We start from the raw sequence: 14625 nt of genomic DNA on the forward strand, positions 1-14625 counted from the left end.
GTGTGAGACGGCGGGGGGGATTTGGCGCCCCCCCCCGCCGTGCGCCCGGCTATTGCCGCCAGGCGATCAGGCGCTCGATGGCCTCGCTGATCTCGTCGGTCTCCCCCGCGAACGAGAAGCGGATGAATCGGGTTCCGCGCCTGGGATCGAAATCGATACCGGGCGTCGCCGCGACGTCGGTTTCAATCAGCATGCGGCGGGCGAACGCGACGCTGTCAGGGTTGGGGCCGCCCAGTTCCGCGTAGATATAAAAGGCGCCGTCGGCGGGCGCGAGACGAGCGAAACCGGCGCGTGGCAGCCCGTCGAGCAGCAACCGGCGATTGCGGGCGTAGCGGGCGACGTTGTCATCGAGCTCCCGAGCGCAATCGAAGGCGTGCAGGGCCGCGCGCTGCGAGATTGTCGGCGGCGAGATGAACAGGTTCTGCGCCAGGCATTCGACCGGTCGCAGCAGAGCCTCGGGCAGCACCAGCCAGCCAAGGCGCCATCCGGTCATGGCGTAGTATTTGGAAAAGCTGTTGACGACGATGGCCGAGTCGCTGACGGCGAGCGCGGTAACAGCGGGCGCGCCGTAGGTGATGCCGTGGTAGATTTCGTCGGAAATCAGCCATGCGCCGCGCGCTGCGCAATATCCGGCGAGGCGGCGCAAAGCCTCGCCATCCAGCATGGTTCCGGTGGGATTGGCCGGGCTGGCGACGATTAGCCCATTGAACCGACCGCCAGCGGCGTCGATCAGCGATGGTGTCGGCTGATACCGGCTCTCCTCGCCGACCTCGAGGAGCGCGACGTCGACGCCGAGCGCGGCCAGAATATTGCGGTATGCGGGATAGCCGGGCGTCGCGACGCAAACACGGTCGCCAGGATCGAACGCGGCGAGAAAGGCGAGGATGAACGCCCCGGACGATCCCGTGGTTATGGCGATGCGCCGCCAGTCCACAACAACGCCGTACGTCTCCGCGTAGTGCCGGGCGATGCGCTGGCGCAGCTCCGGCAGGCCGAGCGCGTCGGTGTAGCCAAGGCGCTCGGTGGCGATCGCCGTGCGTGCGGCGTCGCGCACCCGGGCCGGCGCCGGCGTTGACGGCTGACCGACCTCGAGGTGCAGGACGCGCCGGCCGGCCAACGCGCGGGCGCTCGTCTCACGCGCGTTGGCTTCGCGCATCACGTCCATGGCGATGAACGGGGCGAGGCTTCCGCGCGCGGCGATCCTGGTGATCACGGTGATCGGCTCCACCCGGCTACTCGGTGCTGGCGGCAAGGCCGAGGCCGCGCGGATCGGTGGCGGCGACGCAGCGTTCGGGTGCGCTGAGAATGCCGTCCGGGCAAGCGATGGCATTGACCTCACCGAGGTGGCGGTCGACCGAAACGGCGGTATCCCCCTGATTGACCAGCGCCTGGACGCTCTGGGGACTGACCCCCGGTTCGATGAACACGTATCCGGGATCGCTGCCACCGTGCATGCGCGGGGCGGCCAGCGCCGCCGCGACGGGCTCGTGCGCCAGCAGTGTGCGTGCGGCGACGTCCACGAGCGCGGTGGGCGCTGTGACCCCTCCCGCCGCGGCGCCGGCGAAGACGAATTGACGACCTGATGGCTTGACCACCAGCATCGGTGTGAGCATCGAGGCGCCGCGGCCGCCCTGCCCCGGCAACGAAGCAAGGACAATGCCTGTGCCGGCGGCGACTCGCCCGGTGCCGAACAGGCTGTTGAGGGTGACCGTGCACGCGACCGCGCCGCCCTCGACATCGATGGCGATGAAGCTCGCCGCCGCGGGATTTTCGGTCGCCGGCGGCCGGGAGGTTGCCGCGGCGGAGGTGGTGGCACCGCGGGTCTCCGCCATCAGCGCTTCGACATGTGCGGAGGAGACGAGACTCTGCGGATCGGCGATGTCCTCCGGCCATTGACGGCGATCGGCGAACGCCCGCTCTGCGGTCGTCACCACCAGTGCGTCGCGTTCGGTCTCCGTGGCATCGACATAGGCGTCGTCCTTGGCCAGCATCGCCCACATCTCGCCGGCGATCACCCCGCCCGCCGGCGGCGGTGGCGCGAAATACGCCCGCTTGTCGTCGTAGCTAATGGCGAGCGGCTGAAGCCAGTGCGGCAGATAGTCGGCGAGATCGCGCGCCGTCGTCGAACCACCGGCCTTTCGCACGTCGGCGGCAAAAGAGTCCGCAAGGGTCCCAGTATAAAAGTCGATTGGACCCGAGACACGGATATTGGCCAGCACGCCGGCAAGGTCGGGTTGGATGAGCGTATCTCCTTCGCCGACGAGACCCCGCCCCGCGGGAGCGGCGAGAATGCGTCTGACCTCGGGCTCGGCGGCGAGGGCGGTTTGCACCTCGTCGATGTCGCGTGCCAGCGCGCGGGAGACGGGAAAACCGAATCGGGCGAGTGATTCCGCCGGTGCGATCAGCTGCTACCAGCGCAGCCGGCCATAGAGCCCGTGCAGGGCGGCGAGGCCGCGGATGTTTCCGGGCACCGCGGTCGGCCGATCCGCTCCCGCGGGCGGCGGCGAGGACGGCCGGGCGAGAAAATCGAGCACCGATGTCTCGTTCGTGCGCGGACTGAAGGTGATGCATCGCCCGCCACCGCCGAGGCTGGCCTTGGAGGGCAACGTAACCGCCATTGAGAAATACATCGCGACGGCTGCGTCGGCCGCCGTTCCACCGGATAACAGCGTCTGTCGGCCGATCAGCGCCGCCTGAGGCTCATCGGCCGCGACCGCGCCGACGAAGCCGGCGAGGGAGCCCACGGTTCCCGACACCGGCGTTGCCTTGCCGCAGCCGGCGAGTACGGCGGCGACGACTGCCAAGAGCGTGAATTGACGCCGCCGCAGGCCAACACTAGCTTTGTAGGCACGGCACCAGACCTTGTAGGGTTCTTTGCGCATCTTTCGTCTAACCGCCATTCTGCTCGCGTTTGCGATGAGTCTCTTCCCTGTGGGGGAGGTTTCGGCGGCGCCGACTGCGTTTATTCGCGATACGGAAGTTGAAAATACCATTCGCGGCTATGCGACGCCAATCTTCCTCGCCGCGGGGCTCGATCCCACGGCGGTTCGCATCTACTTGGTAAACGACAAGCAGATCAACGCTTTTGTCGCTGGCGGTCAGAACCTTTTCATCAACACCGGTCTTTTGATGCAGAGCGAGGACGCGGGCCAGGTCATCGGCATCATCGCTCACGAAGCCGGACACATCGCTGGCGGGCACCTCGTCCGGGTTCAAGACGCCCTCTCGCGCGGCACCGCCGAGAGCATACTTTCCATGGTTCTCGGCACCGCGGCGGCGGTCGCCGGCGCACCGCAGGTGGGCGCGGCGGTCATCTCGGGCGGTCAGAACGTGGCGCTGCGCAATTATCTGCACTACACCCAGACCCAGGAGGGTTCGGCCGACGCGGCGGCAATGCGATTCCTCGATGCCACGCATCAATCCGCGCGTGGACTTCTCGACTTTTTTCATCTTCTCAGCGGTCAGGAACTGCTGATCGCGGTGCACCAGGATCCCTACCTACGGACTCACCCGCTCACCGAGGACCGGATTCAAGCGCTCGAGGCCTTCGTCGCCAAGTCGCCGTATTCCGATGTTCCGGTACGGCCGAGCTTTCAGGCACAGCATCGGCGCATGTTGGCAAAGCTGCACGCGTTCCTGGATGATCCGGTGATCACCCGGCGGCGCTATCCGGACAGCGATCAGAGCCTGGAAGCCCGTTACGCCCATGCGATCGTCGAACACCGTCAGGCACACACGTCGCAGGCGATCACGATCATCGATCAACTGATCAGCGAACACCCGGACGATCCCTACTTCTACGAGTTGAAGGGGCAGATCCTGTTCGAAAGCGGACAACCCGTATCGGCGCTGGAGCCGTATGAAAAGGCCGTGGCAATTCTGCCCGATGCGCCGTTGATCCGCGTCGACTTGGCGCGGGTGCAAATGGCGACGAACGATGCAAAGCTGCTGCCTTCGGCCATTGAAAACCTTCAGACATCATTGCGCCAGGAACCGAATCGACCGTTCGTCTGGCGGCAGTTGGCGATCGCGCTCGGACGAAACGGGCAGATGGGCGAAAGTTCTCTTGCGCTTGCCGAGGAATCGATGCTCCTCAACAAACTTCCGGAAGCAAAGTTTCACGCCGGCAAGGCAGTCCGCGATTTGCCGGCGGGCTCGCCCGCCTGGCTGAAGGCGGAAGACATCCTGCAGGTGGCTGAGAACGCCAAGCCGCAATAGATACGCGAGCCGACAAGCAAGCGAACTTCGAGTAACACGAGTTTATATAACGGAGACGGTGGAAGATGAGGCTTCTTTCGAAAGTATTGGCCTGTGGCCTCATAACCGCCGCGGTTATGGTGCCTGGGGTGCATCCGGTTTTGGCAGCGGAGCCGATGACCGACGCGCAAAAGCGTGAAGTTGAAAAGGTCATCCATGATTATATCATGGCGCATCCGGAGGTCATGATCGATGCCCTGCGCGGCTATCAGGAACGTCAGCGGCAGTCGGCGGAAAAAGATGCGAAGCAGGCCGTCGCCGCCAATCTCGACGCTATCGAACGTGATCCCGCATCGCCCGTGGCGGGAAACCCCAACGGAGACGTGACGATCGTCGAGTTTTTCGATTACCACTGCGGCTATTGCAAGAAAGCCGCGCCCGCCGTCCAGGAACTGCTCAAGACTGATCCCAATATTCGCCTCGTGTTCAAGGAGTTCCCCATCCTTGGCGACGAGTCGGTGCAGGCGGCGCACTATGCGCTTGCCGCGTGGAAGGTCGCGCCGGGCAAGTACATGCCGTTTCACGTCGCGCTGATGGAGATTCGCGGCTCATTGAGCGAATCACGAATTCTTGATGCGGCGAAGAGCGTGGGCATCGATCCGGCGAAGCTGAAGGCGGCGAAAGACGATCCGGCGATCGGATCGGCGATCGAGCAGACGCTGATCCTTGCCCGCACGCTTCAGGTCAGCGGCACGCCGGCGTTCGTCATTGGCGGTCAGCTGGTGCCGGGCGCCATCGACGTCGAGGCCATGCGGGACATGGTCAAGACCGCGCGCGACGGCTAGCCGGGCTCTTCGGCCTGGTCAAATACCGTGGCCGGCTTAACGGGGGCCTGCTCAAGGCCCTGTGTTGGTCAAATTGGCGCTGATGTCCCACAGGCGTTGGGCAGCCTCGCGGTCGTAGGAGGCTGCCGACGACTGGGCCGGGCGGCAGCCGACGAAGTAGCGTCCGCTGATTTCGGCCACATCGGCGGCGCTGGCGAGATAGATGCTGGTCTCGGCGCCTTTTTCTGGGCTCGTGGCGCCAAGTTTGCCGATCGTCCAGAAGAGTTTCGGCACGAAGCCGTGGCGCACGCCGATGTCGGTGGCGACAAATCCCGGATGCAGCGCGTTCATCGTCGGACCACGGCCGGCAAACCTTCGCGCGAACTCGTAGGTGAACATCAGGTTGGCGAGCTTGGAGCGCTTGTAGGCGTGCCAGCGGCTGTAGCGCATTTCGCCCTGCAGATCGTCGAAGTCGAGGCGGGCACCACGGTGAGCCTCGGATGCGACGTTGACGATTCGTCCCGCCGCGGCCGCCTGCAGCGAGGGAAGCAGCAGGTGGCTAAGCAGAAAATAACTCAGATGGTTGAGCGCGAAGGTCATCTCGATGCCGTCGACGCTCGTCTGCCGCTCGCCGAACAGCCCACCGGCGTTGTTGACCAGCACGTCGAGTTTCGGGTGCCGCGATCGGAAGGCATCGGCGAAATCGCGGACCTGTCCCTGATCCGAGAGGTCGACGGCGACAAACTCGACAGCTTCGGCGCCCGTGGCCGAGTGGATTGCCGCAGCCGCGGCCCGGCCGCGCTCGACATTGCGTGCGACGATCGTCACCTCGGCGCCGAGGCGCGCGAGTTCGCGAGCGGTGACAAAGCCGATCCCGGCGCTGCCGCCGGTAACAAGGCATGTCCTGCTGATAAGCGAGGACGTCATCAAGTATTCGCTCACTGCCGTTGCGATGTCGGTCGAGCCGACCGACACTGTGGCGGAGGGATGGGCGGCGGGCAACCGTCGATCGTCTTTGGGCTATCCGCGATGTTCGCCACCGGACACGGGCCGGGTTCGCCGTCCGCTGGGCAGGTGCAGGCGGTGGAGCGAAGGGACGCGGGCTTGTAGCCGTGTGCGAGCACAGAGCTGGAACGGACGATAACGATGGGAATGCGGTAATGGCGTGGGTGTATCTGCTGCTGGCAGGGGTATTCGAAATCGGCTTTACCACGTTTCTCAAGCTCTCCAACGATTTTACCCGGTTGTGGCCGACCGTCAGTTTCGTGATGTTTGCGCTTGCCAGCTTCTTGCTGCTCAATCGTGCCTTGAGCGGCGTGGCTCTGGGAACGGCTTACGCGGTATGGACGGGCGTCGGCGCGTTCGGCACGGCGATCGTTGGCACCATGGTATTCGGCGATCCGCTCACCGCCTGGCGCGTGTTTTTCCTCACCTTGCTGATCGTCTCGATCATCGGGTTGCAAATTGTATCGCCCCATTCCTGAGATGCCCCCGAGGAGGGCTCCGTCAAATGTCGTGCCTCGGGATCGATTTCGCCTGTCTTTCAACCCCATATCGATGAGGTTGACGCGCGAAAGGCAGCCACGGCGGCGCGTCAGGATGGGCGAGACACGCATGCGGATATGGATGAGACGGTTTTTGGCCTTCCTGGCGGCGCTCATCCCGCTCGCCTTTGCCGCGATGCCCAAGTCGGCGGACTGGCGGTCCGCCAGTCGCGAGCCAGTGGGTCTCGCGCCATCGGCGGACACGGTACGCGAGGCGATCGTGCAGGTCTACGCCGCGCGGACCTTCGGCTGGCGCGGCCGTTTCGCTGTTCATAGCTGGATCGCGGTGAAGCCCGCCGGAGGACAATGGCGGGTCTACGAAGTGATCGGCTGGCGCAAGTACCGGGGGCTGCCACCTCTGGTCGTGCACGCGCGGGCGCCGGACGCCCGCTGGTTCGGTGCCGTGCCCGACGTGCTCGCCGAACGGCGTGGAGACGAGGCTAGTGAGATGATCACCCGAATCGATGCCGCGGCGAGCGATTATCCTTATGCCGACAGCTACGTGATGTGGCCGGGACCGAACAGCAACAGCTTCGTTGCCCACGTCCTGCGCGCCGTCCCCGATCTCGACTGTGATTTGCCGCCCACGGCCATCGGCAAGGATTTCCTGACGCATTGCCTCGTTGGCCGCGCGCCCTCCGGCACCGGCTTCCAGGTCTCGCTCTGGGGGGTCCTCGGCCTGCTCGTCGGCGCGCGCGAGGGCATCGAACTCAACATCCTGGGTCTCGTCTTCGGCATTGATCCCGGTGATGGCGTGATCAAGCTGCCCCTTCTCGGCCGGATTCGACTCACGGAAGCGTGATGAGACGCGTCGATTCGTGGGCGACGGCTTGCTTGCTAGCGCGAGGAGCTTATGGTGGTTGCTGGATTGCGAGATCGGTGTCGGCATGTGGGGTAAAATAATCGGCAGCTTTGCCGGCTTCGCCATGGGCGGGCCGATTGGGGCAATGTTCGGTGCCGCGGCGGGTCACGCATACGACAAGGTGCACGAGGATGCGCCGGGCAGCACGCGGGCGTGGTCCGGCGAACGGTTTCTCGGTATCGGCGAGAACGCTGGCGCGGCGAGCCGGCAGTCGGCGTTCAGCGTTGCCGTCGTCGTCCTCGGCGCCAAGGTCGCCAAGGTCGACGGCGCCGTCAACCGGGCGGAAATCGATGCCTTCAAGGAAGTCTTCCGCGTTCCGCCGCAGGACGTGCGCAACGTCGGGCGGATTTTTGACGTTGCCAAACGCGATGCGTCCGGTTTCGAGCCCTATGCCCAGCAGATTGCCCGGTTGTTCCGCAACGAGCCGGTGCTGCTCGAGGAACTGCTCGCCAGTCTTTTCTACATCGCCCGCGCCGATGGCGCGATCAAGACGGCCGAACTGGCGTTCCTGCGACGGACGGGCGAGCTTCTCGGCATCGGCGGCATCGCGTTCGAGCGCGTGCGCGCCATGTTCATGCCGAGCGGTGCCGTCGATCCCTACGGGGTGCTGGGCGTTTCTGCGGATGCTGGGGCCGAGGAGGTGAAACGCAGCTACCGCCAGCTGATCCGCGAGCACCATCCCGACCGGCTGATGGCGCAGGGGCTGCCCAAGCACCTCGTCGAGGTTGCGAACCAGCGCATGGCGGCGATCAACGCCGCATACGATCAGATTTTGCGCGAACGCGGCCAGAAGTAGCTCATGGCGACCCTGACGTCCGTCGGCAGCGCCGCGGGGGGTGCGCCGGGGGCGCGCCCTATATCGGTGCTCGACTGGGTGGCGGCGCTGGTTGTCGTGCTGATCTGGGCCTACAACTTTATCATCGGCAAGATCGGCGTCATGCAGTTGCCGCCGCTGCTGCTCATCGGCCTGCGCTTCGCCCTCGTCGCCGTGCTTTTGGCGCCGTTTCTCGATCGGCCGGGACGACGGTGGCCGCTGATTGCCGCGCTGTCGGTGGTCCTCGGCGTCCTGCACTTCGGGCTTCTGTTCGTGGGCCTGCGCGGGGTCTCCGCCGGGCCGGCGGCAATCGCCATTCAGCTCACCGTGCCGTTCAGCGCCCTGCTCGCCGCCGTCTTCTATCGCGAGCGCCTGCGGACGTGGCAGATCGTCGGCATGCTGGTGGCGTTCGCCGGCGTCTGGTTGCTCGCCGGCGACCCGGCGCAGGCACCGAGCCCGGTGCACGTGCTGCTGGTGGTGATCGCCGCGTTCGCCTGGGCTTCGGCCAACGTGCTGATCAAGCGCCTGGGGCCGATCAACGTCTTTACCCTGAATGCCTGGGTGGCACTGCTCGCCTGTCCGCAGCTCTTGCTGGCGAGCGCGTTGCTCGAGCACGGCCAGATCGAAGCAATCGCCGCCGCCGACTGGCGCGCCTGGGCGGCGGTGGTCTACATGGCGGTCGGGGCTTCGATCACCGCCTATGGTTTATGGTATTACCTGATCGCCAAGCACGAGATGAACCGGATCGTCCCGATGACCCTGCTTTCGCCGGTCCTGGCGGTGGGGCTCGCCGTTCCGCTGCTGGGTGAACCGCTGACCGTGCACGTGATCGTGGGTGGCGCCGTCACCATCGCCGGAGTCGGCATGATCCAGTTCCTGGGTGGCCGTCCGCGTGCCCGCGCGAAGGCTGGCTCGATCGAGCCGCCGGTCTCGACATGATCCGCGCAGGGACTTCGCCGAACCGGGACGAGCGGCCCAAGGGCGTTCCGATCGATACGCTCGTGCTCCACTACACCGGCATGCAGAGCGGCGCTGCAGCGCTCGATCGCCTGTGCGATCCCGCCGCCAAGGTCAGCGCCCACTGGCTGATCGACGAGGACGGCACGACGCTCGCCCTTGTGCCCGAGACCATGCGGGCGTGGCACGCCGGCGTTTCCTTCTGGCGCGGGCACGACGGCCTGAACGCCCGCTCGATTGGCATCGAGCTGGTCAACCCCGGCCACGAGTTCGGCTACGGGCCGTTCCCGGCGGCACAGATGCAAGCGCTCATCGCCCTTGCCACCGCCATCCTCGCCCGTTGGCCGATCCCGGCCGTCAACGTCGTCGGCCATTCCGACATCGCCCCCCGGCGCAAGGCCGATCCGGGCGAACTGTTCGACTGGCGGATGCTGGCGGCGGCGGGGATCGGCTTGTGGCCGGATGAGGCCGACGCGGTCAGCCTCGATCCCGAGGTGATCCGCCCGCTGCTCGCCGCCATCGGCTATGAGACCGTCGACCTCTTCGCCACCCTCAAGGCGTTCCAGCGCCGCTTTCGCCCCGCCCGCCCCAACGGCCGTCTCGACTGGCAAACCGCCCGCCTGATCCACGGCCTCGCCACCTTGTGCGAAGGACGGGAGCAGGGGCGGGGGGTGGCGCCGCAGGCCTGATGATCGCCGTCTGTGTCCGCAAGGAAACGCGCCGTCGCCGACCGCGAACCGGCTCGCCGGCCGGAGACGACGGGGGTGCTCAGGCGTTGAAGCCGCCGTCGATGGTCAGACTGGCGCCGGTCACGTAGCCCGCTTCGGGTCCGGCGAGGTAAGCAACCATCCCGGCGATCTCCTCAGCGGTACCGTAGCGCGGCAGGGCGAGAATCTGGGTACGCAGCATCTCGGCAAAATCGCTGGTCGCCGGATTCATGTCGGTGTCGACCGGGCCGGGCTGCACGTTGTTAACGGTGATGCCGCGCGGCGCGAGGTCGCGGGCGAGGCCCTTGACCAGACCGACCAGGGCGGCCTTGCTCATCGCGTAGATGGCGCCGCCCGGAAACGGCATGCGCTCGGCGTTGCAGCTGCCGATGGTGATGATCCGCCCGCCGGTGGCCATATGGGCGGCCGCGGCTTGGCTGGCGACGAACACGGCGCGCAGGTTGACGGCCATGGTGCGATCGAAGTCCTCGAGGCGATAGTCGGCGAAGGGCGCCATCACCGCGACGCCGGCGTTGTTGACGAGGATGTCGATCCCGCCGAGCTCGGCGACGGTTCGCGCGACGGCAACCCGCACTGCCGCAGCGTCGACGCTGTCGGCCTCGATGGCGATGGCGTTTACGCCCAGCGCCCGCGCCGCCGTTGCCGTCTCCTCCGCCTGGTCCGGCTTGCTGACATAGGTGAGCGCCACGTGCGCACCGTCGCGGGCAAGACGCCTGACGATGGCAGCGCCGATGCCGCGGCTGCCGCCGGTAACCAATGCCCGTTTGTTCTCAAGCTGACGTTCCATGCTGTTCCTCGCTCTCTTCTGATGGTTGCTTCAACGTGAGATCACATTAGCCGACATGCAATGGCCTCCACCCTCCGACCATCCGCAGCGGCGGGTAGTGGCTCAGCGGACGATGGCGAGCGGAAAGTCGGGCGTGGCGTCGGGCTTGGCCGAAACCGGCGTCTGGTCGTGCGCGAGGTCTTTGACCCGGTTGCGAACGTAGACGTTGATCTCGTCGGTCGAGATCGCGCCGTTGTGGTTGTAATCGGCGCTCTGGCCGGGGCGCCCGCCGTCGAGCGCCTCGAGTAGCGCTTGGGTGAAAGCGCCGTGGCGCCACGGTGCGTCGAGCTCGACGGAGAGCTGATTGCCGGTCGAGGAGGCGAAAACGACGACGCCGCGGCCGGCTTGCGCCAACTCATTGACCAGACCGTTGATGTCCGGCCCGGTCCCATCCTTGGTGCTCGCCATCTGCACGCCGCCGGCGTGGCAGGTATCGGGGAAGACTACGACCTTGCCGGTGGTGTTGTTGAAGGTCTTGCGCAGGGCGTCCTTGGAGACGCCGGTTGCGAACAACTTGGTATCGTCGACGTCGTAGGGCAGGAAGTAGTAGTCGCCGAGATAAGTCTTGCCGTGACCGGACATGAAGACGATGCCGATGTCGTTCTCCGTGACCTCGCGGCGAATCCAGTCGATGCCATCCTCGACCTCGGAATTGGTGGCGTGCTCGTTGAGCAGGGGAAGAACTTTTACGTCGGCGAACAGACCCCCATTCTGGCGCTGCATGCGTGCGGCGAAGTCGCTGGCGTCGCGGTCGGCGTACTTCAGGGGCTGATAGCTGCGGTAATCGCGGACGCCGACCGCCAGCACGTAGAGCTTGGGCTTGGGCGCGAAGCCGGGACCGCGCCAGTGCACGACGATCGTTGCCGGCTCGCTTTGTCCGTCCACGGTTTTGGCCAGCAGGGCGATCTTCGCGTCGCGCTTGGGCAAGGGAACGATCATCAGGCCGCTCTCTTCGCCGGCCGCGGAGGTCATCAGCACCTCGCGCCGTGCATCGGTGAGCGGGCGGCCGTCGGCGGTGGCGAAGACCCCGGTGATCGGCTTGCCGGCCGGCGAGCGGACGCGGTAGGCGAGATCAAGCGTCGCCTCGTGCGCCTCGATGCCGTCCTGGGGGTGGACAATCTCGATCACCGGCGGCAGCAGCGAGGCGACGGCCCCGCCCTTGGTGGCGGCGCCGCGCGCGGTATCGGCCTGGCGTAGCGCGGCGCCGACGTCGAGGGTGTCGAGGACGCGGGCGATGACGTCCGGGCGATAGAAGCGCTCGCGGAACTGCGCCGCCGGGAAGAAGTCAGCTGCCTGATCCCGTCCGCGGTTGACCTGCCAGCCGATCAGCGTATCGCCGTTGGCCGAGGCCTTGCGCCAGTCCTCCCAGAGGATCGCTACGCCCTTGGCCAGCGCCGGGATCAGTTCGGCTGCCGCGGCGATGCCGGCGAGCACCCCGGCCTTGCCGTTGCCCTCCGGCGGCAGAACCTCGCTCTTGAGGTACGTAATGAACGCATCGCGCTTGCCCACCGCCGCCTGCAGCGCGCGCTGGAAGTCGGGGGAGGCGGCGGGATCACGCCCGGCGGCCAGCTCCGCCTTCATCTGCTCGATCAGGCCGGCGAACTCGGCGCGCGCGTCACCGTAGAGCAGCCGCCCCTGCGTCAGGCGGGCGGGGTCCTTGCCGGCGACGTCCTTGAGCAACCCGGCGCCGTCCTCGCCGAGGGTGCGCTCGCGGGCGAGGGGGTGTGGATCACGTCCGTGGTGCTCGCCGTCTTTGCGGCGGTGGGGGTCGCAGGCGGGGGCGGCGGTGTCGCGCCACAGGCACTCGCCGCCGCGCCGATCGCCAGCGCTATGGCATAGCCGATGATCCGGGAGGCAAAGATTGGCACGTTTCACCCCCGCCCCACGCCTCTTCCCCAAGTGTAGCAAGAGTGTTGGCACGATAGAAGCGGCGCCGGCGCGCGCTGGTGGGGCCTAACCGCCGCCGGCGAGTATGTGGGTGAAGGCGCGGACGGCGGCGGCGGGGCCGGCGGGGTGGTTCCAGACACCGGCTGAGACGGCTAGGAAGTCGGTGCCGGCGGTGATCAGCGGAGCGCAATTCTCGACAGTGATGCCGCCGATGGCGACGCACGGCACGGTCATCATCTGGCTCCACCAGGCGAGGATCTCGGGGTCGGCTTCCGTCTTGGCATCCTTGGTGGCGGTGGCGAAGAAGGCGCCGAAGGCGACGTAGTCGGCACCGGATTCGGCGGCGTCGATGGCGAGGTGGCGGGAGTTGTGGCAGGTGACGCCAACGATGGCCTCGGCGCCGACGGCGCGGCGGGCCTTGGCGTAAGGCCAGTCCTCCTGGCCGACGTGCACGCCATCGCAGCCCATCGCCGCGGCGAGGTCGGGGCGATCGTTGAGCAGGAAGGCGACGTCGCGCCCTTGGACGACGGGGCGCAGGTGCTCGCAGGCGCGGCGGATCGCCTCATCGTCGGCGTCCTTGAGCCGCAACTGCACGCAAGCGACGTCGCCGGCATCAAGCGCGGCGGCGAGCACGGACGAGAACGCCGCCGCATCCAGGCGCGGCGGCGTGATCAGATAAAGGCGGGTGGGGGAGCGTGCGGTCACGCGCCGCCCTGGGCTTCGCCGTCGTGCCGCGCCTTGCCGAGGAAGATCGAAATGATCCGCTCGAGCATCGCCAGTGCCTCCTCGCGCGGTCGCTGGAAGGTGTTGCGACCGATGATCTGGCCGTTGCCGCCGCCGTCGAGGATGTCCTGGGCGTCCTGGTAGACCTGGTCCGCGCCCTTCATCGCGCCGCCGGAGAAGATGACCAGCCGCTTGCTGTTGAACGCCGACTGGACGACATGCCTGACCCGTGCAGCCTGGGTCGAGATGTCGATATTCTCTTTCTCATAGACCTTCTTGGCTTCGCCTTGCTCGATGTCGGCGGACGGCAGCTTGACCTTGATGATGTGCGCACCCATCAGCGCCGCGATGTGCGCGGCGTAACAGCAGATGTCGATGGCAAGCTCCCCTTCCTTGGAGAGTGCGCCGCCGCGCGGATAGGACCAGACGACGACGGCGAGGCCCTTGGCCTTGGCCTCGGCGGTCAGCTCGCGCAGGTCCTCCAGCATGGTCAACGCGTCGTCCGAGCCGGGATAGATCGTATAGCCAATGGCGGCGCAGCCGAGGCGCACGGCGTCGTCGACCGAAGCGGTGATCGCCTGGGCCGGCGCTTCCTTGCTGCGGTAGAGCGTGTTCGAGCTGTTCATCTTGAGGATGAGCGGGATCTGCGTCGCGTACTCGTCGGCGACCGCCTCGATCATGCCCAGCACCGAGGCATAGGCGTTCAGCCCGGCGTCGATGGCGAGCTGGGCGTGGTAGCTCGGATCGTAGCCGGCGGGATTGGGGCCGAAGCTGCGCACCGGCCCGTGCTCGAAGCCCTGGTCCACGGGCAGGATGACCAGCTTGCCGGAGCCGCCGAGGCGCCCGGTGCCCAGCATGCGGGCGAGGTTGACCTTGGTGCCCGGATTGTCGCTGGCGTAGTTATCGAGGATCTTCTTGATGCGTTGTGTGACTTTCATGCGTCGTCTCCCAGCTTCGCACGTGAACAGTCCCAGACGCGAAAATCGGATACGTCAGATACACGAGCCGTGCGCCGTTGGCAACGTGAGGGGCGACGCGGTGCGGCGCAACCAGGCGCAGCAGGCGGAGAACGCGTCCGGCGCGTCGGCGAGATCGAGGTCGCGGTCATCGCGAACATCGGGCGTGGTTTCGATCGCCGCTCCATGCTGGCGGGCGATATCGGCGAGGCGATCGAATGCCGGCGCCGTGTGGAGAACACGGATCGCCGGCGCGCCGGCGCGCAAAGCGTTGAGCGCCAGCCCGGGATCGTCCGCGCAGTCGATG

General features: G+C 66.6%; 16 protein-coding genes. 7 read left to right on the forward strand and 9 right to left on the reverse strand.

From position 1 onward, the window contains the following. Nucleotides 1-49: 49 nt before the first annotated feature. The 3 genes from IPK66_17145 to IPK66_17155 form a co-directional block, all read right to left on the reverse strand. Nucleotides 50-1330, reverse strand: coding sequence for an aminotransferase class I/II-fold pyridoxal phosphate-dependent enzyme (locus IPK66_17145; GenBank protein ID MBK8176919.1), 1281 nt, complete (start codon nt 1328-1330; stop codon nt 50-52). After that, nucleotides 1233-2330 carry a gamma-glutamyltransferase gene (locus IPK66_17150; protein MBK8176920.1) on the reverse strand — a complete coding sequence of 366 codons (1098 nt, stop codon included), beginning with the start codon at nt 2328-2330 and terminating at the stop codon, nt 1233-1235. Before IPK66_17150 ends, IPK66_17145 begins: the two co-directional genes overlap by 98 nt. A gap of 78 nt (nt 2331-2408) precedes the next feature. After that, nucleotides 2409-2900 (reverse strand): gamma-glutamyltransferase, encoded by a 492-nt coding sequence (locus IPK66_17155; GenBank protein MBK8176921.1) that lies wholly within the window; start codon nt 2898-2900, stop codon nt 2409-2411. A 16-nt stretch (nt 2901-2916) separates the two neighbouring features. Here IPK66_17155 and IPK66_17160 point away from each other — a divergent pair, with 16 nt between their 5' ends. Next, the gene (locus tag IPK66_17160) at nt 2917-4218 is read left to right on the forward strand and encodes a M48 family metallopeptidase (GenBank protein ID MBK8176922.1); all 1302 of its coding nucleotides are present in this window, start codon (nt 2917-2919) and stop codon (nt 4216-4218) included. Nucleotides 4219-4373: 155 nt separating this feature from the next. Continuing rightward, complete coding sequence (locus IPK66_17165; GenBank protein ID MBK8176923.1) at nt 4374-5042, forward strand: DsbA family protein; 669 nt, start codon at nt 4374-4376, stop codon at nt 5040-5042. Nucleotides 5043-5093: 51 nt separating this feature from the next. Here IPK66_17165 and IPK66_17170 read toward each other — a convergent pair whose 3' ends face one another. Next, entirely contained in the window at nt 5094-5948 is an 855-nt protein-coding gene (locus tag IPK66_17170) for an SDR family oxidoreductase (protein MBK8176924.1), read from the reverse strand. Nucleotides 5949-6181: 233 nt separating this feature from the next. Between IPK66_17170 and IPK66_17175 the strand changes: the two genes are divergently transcribed. The 5 genes from IPK66_17175 to IPK66_17195 all read left to right on the forward strand — a co-directional run bounded on the left by IPK66_17175 (nt 6182) and on the right by IPK66_17195 (nt 9887). Continuing rightward, nucleotides 6182-6505 (forward strand): multidrug efflux SMR transporter, encoded by a 324-nt coding sequence (locus IPK66_17175; GenBank protein MBK8176925.1) that lies wholly within the window; start codon nt 6182-6184, stop codon nt 6503-6505. A gap of 142 nt (nt 6506-6647) precedes the next feature. Further along, complete coding sequence (locus IPK66_17180; GenBank protein ID MBK8176926.1) at nt 6648-7367, forward strand: DUF3750 domain-containing protein; 720 nt, start codon at nt 6648-6650, stop codon at nt 7365-7367. A gap of 85 nt (nt 7368-7452) precedes the next feature. Then, nucleotides 7453-8223 (forward strand): TerB family tellurite resistance protein, encoded by a 771-nt coding sequence (locus tag IPK66_17185; GenBank protein MBK8176927.1) that lies wholly within the window; start codon nt 7453-7455, stop codon nt 8221-8223. 3 nt (nt 8224-8226) lie between these two features. After that, complete coding sequence (locus IPK66_17190) at nt 8227-9180, forward strand: EamA family transporter (GenBank protein ID MBK8176928.1); 954 nt, start codon at nt 8227-8229, stop codon at nt 9178-9180. Continuing rightward, complete coding sequence (locus IPK66_17195; GenBank protein MBK8176929.1) at nt 9177-9887, forward strand: N-acetylmuramoyl-L-alanine amidase; 711 nt, start codon at nt 9177-9179, stop codon at nt 9885-9887. The genes IPK66_17190 and IPK66_17195 overlap by 4 nt, the downstream gene beginning before the upstream one ends. A gap of 79 nt (nt 9888-9966) precedes the next feature. Here IPK66_17195 and IPK66_17200 read toward each other — a convergent pair whose 3' ends face one another. From IPK66_17200 to IPK66_17220, 5 genes are all read right to left on the reverse strand, one after another. Next, nucleotides 9967-10713 (reverse strand): 3-oxoacyl-ACP reductase FabG, encoded by a 747-nt coding sequence (locus IPK66_17200; GenBank protein MBK8176930.1) that lies wholly within the window; start codon nt 10711-10713, stop codon nt 9967-9969. 102 nt (nt 10714-10815) lie between these two features. Beyond that, complete coding sequence (locus tag IPK66_17205; protein ID MBK8176931.1) at nt 10816-12627, reverse strand: caspase family protein; 1812 nt, start codon at nt 12625-12627, stop codon at nt 10816-10818. 78 nt (nt 12628-12705) lie between these two features. After that, nucleotides 12706-13344 (reverse strand): thiamine phosphate synthase, encoded by a 639-nt coding sequence (gene thiE, locus IPK66_17210; protein ID MBK8176932.1) that lies wholly within the window; start codon nt 13342-13344, stop codon nt 12706-12708. Beyond that, nucleotides 13341-14300, reverse strand: a complete 960-nt coding sequence (locus IPK66_17215) for a class I fructose-bisphosphate aldolase (protein ID MBK8176933.1) — start codon at nt 14298-14300, stop codon at nt 13341-13343. The genes thiE and IPK66_17215 overlap by 4 nt, the downstream gene beginning before the upstream one ends. Nucleotides 14301-14354: 54 nt before the next feature. After that, on the reverse strand, nt 14355-14625 hold a 271-nt coding region (locus IPK66_17220; protein ID MBK8176934.1), incomplete at its 5' end, for a hypothetical protein.

The organism is Rhodospirillales bacterium (genome assembly GCA_016712595.1).
Taxonomy (GTDB): Bacteria; Pseudomonadota; Alphaproteobacteria; order Rhodospirillales; family Defluviicoccaceae; genus Defluviicoccus.

Bases quoted from the DNA above. Each gene is read 5' to 3' on its own strand.
- IPK66_17145 (MBK8176919.1), bottom strand. From the start codon at position 1,330: ATGCCATCGCTTGCCCGGACGGCATTCTCAGCGCACCCGAACGCTGCG.
- IPK66_17155 (MBK8176921.1), bottom strand. From the start codon at position 2,900: ATGGCGGTTAGACGAAAGATGCGCAAAGAACCCTACAAGGTCTGGTGC.
- IPK66_17160 (MBK8176922.1), top strand. From the start codon at position 2,917: ATGAGTCTCTTCCCTGTGGGGGAGGTTTCGGCGGCGCCGACTGCGTTT.
- IPK66_17165 (MBK8176923.1), top strand. From the start codon at position 4,374: ATGACCGACGCGCAAAAGCGTGAAGTTGAAAAGGTCATCCATGATTAT.
- IPK66_17170 (MBK8176924.1), bottom strand. From the start codon at position 5,948: ATGACGTCCTCGCTTATCAGCAGGACATGCCTTGTTACCGGCGGCAGC.
- IPK66_17175 (MBK8176925.1), top strand. From the start codon at position 6,182: ATGGCGTGGGTGTATCTGCTGCTGGCAGGGGTATTCGAAATCGGCTTT.
- IPK66_17180 (MBK8176926.1), top strand. From the start codon at position 6,648: ATGAGACGGTTTTTGGCCTTCCTGGCGGCGCTCATCCCGCTCGCCTTT.
- IPK66_17185 (MBK8176927.1), top strand. From the start codon at position 7,453: ATGTGGGGTAAAATAATCGGCAGCTTTGCCGGCTTCGCCATGGGCGGG.
- IPK66_17190 (MBK8176928.1), top strand. From the start codon at position 8,227: ATGGCGACCCTGACGTCCGTCGGCAGCGCCGCGGGGGGTGCGCCGGGG.
- IPK66_17195 (MBK8176929.1), top strand. From the start codon at position 9,177: ATGATCCGCGCAGGGACTTCGCCGAACCGGGACGAGCGGCCCAAGGGC.
- IPK66_17200 (MBK8176930.1), bottom strand. From the start codon at position 10,713: ATGGAACGTCAGCTTGAGAACAAACGGGCATTGGTTACCGGCGGCAGC.
- IPK66_17215 (MBK8176933.1), bottom strand. From the start codon at position 14,300: ATGAAAGTCACACAACGCATCAAGAAGATCCTCGATAACTACGCCAGC.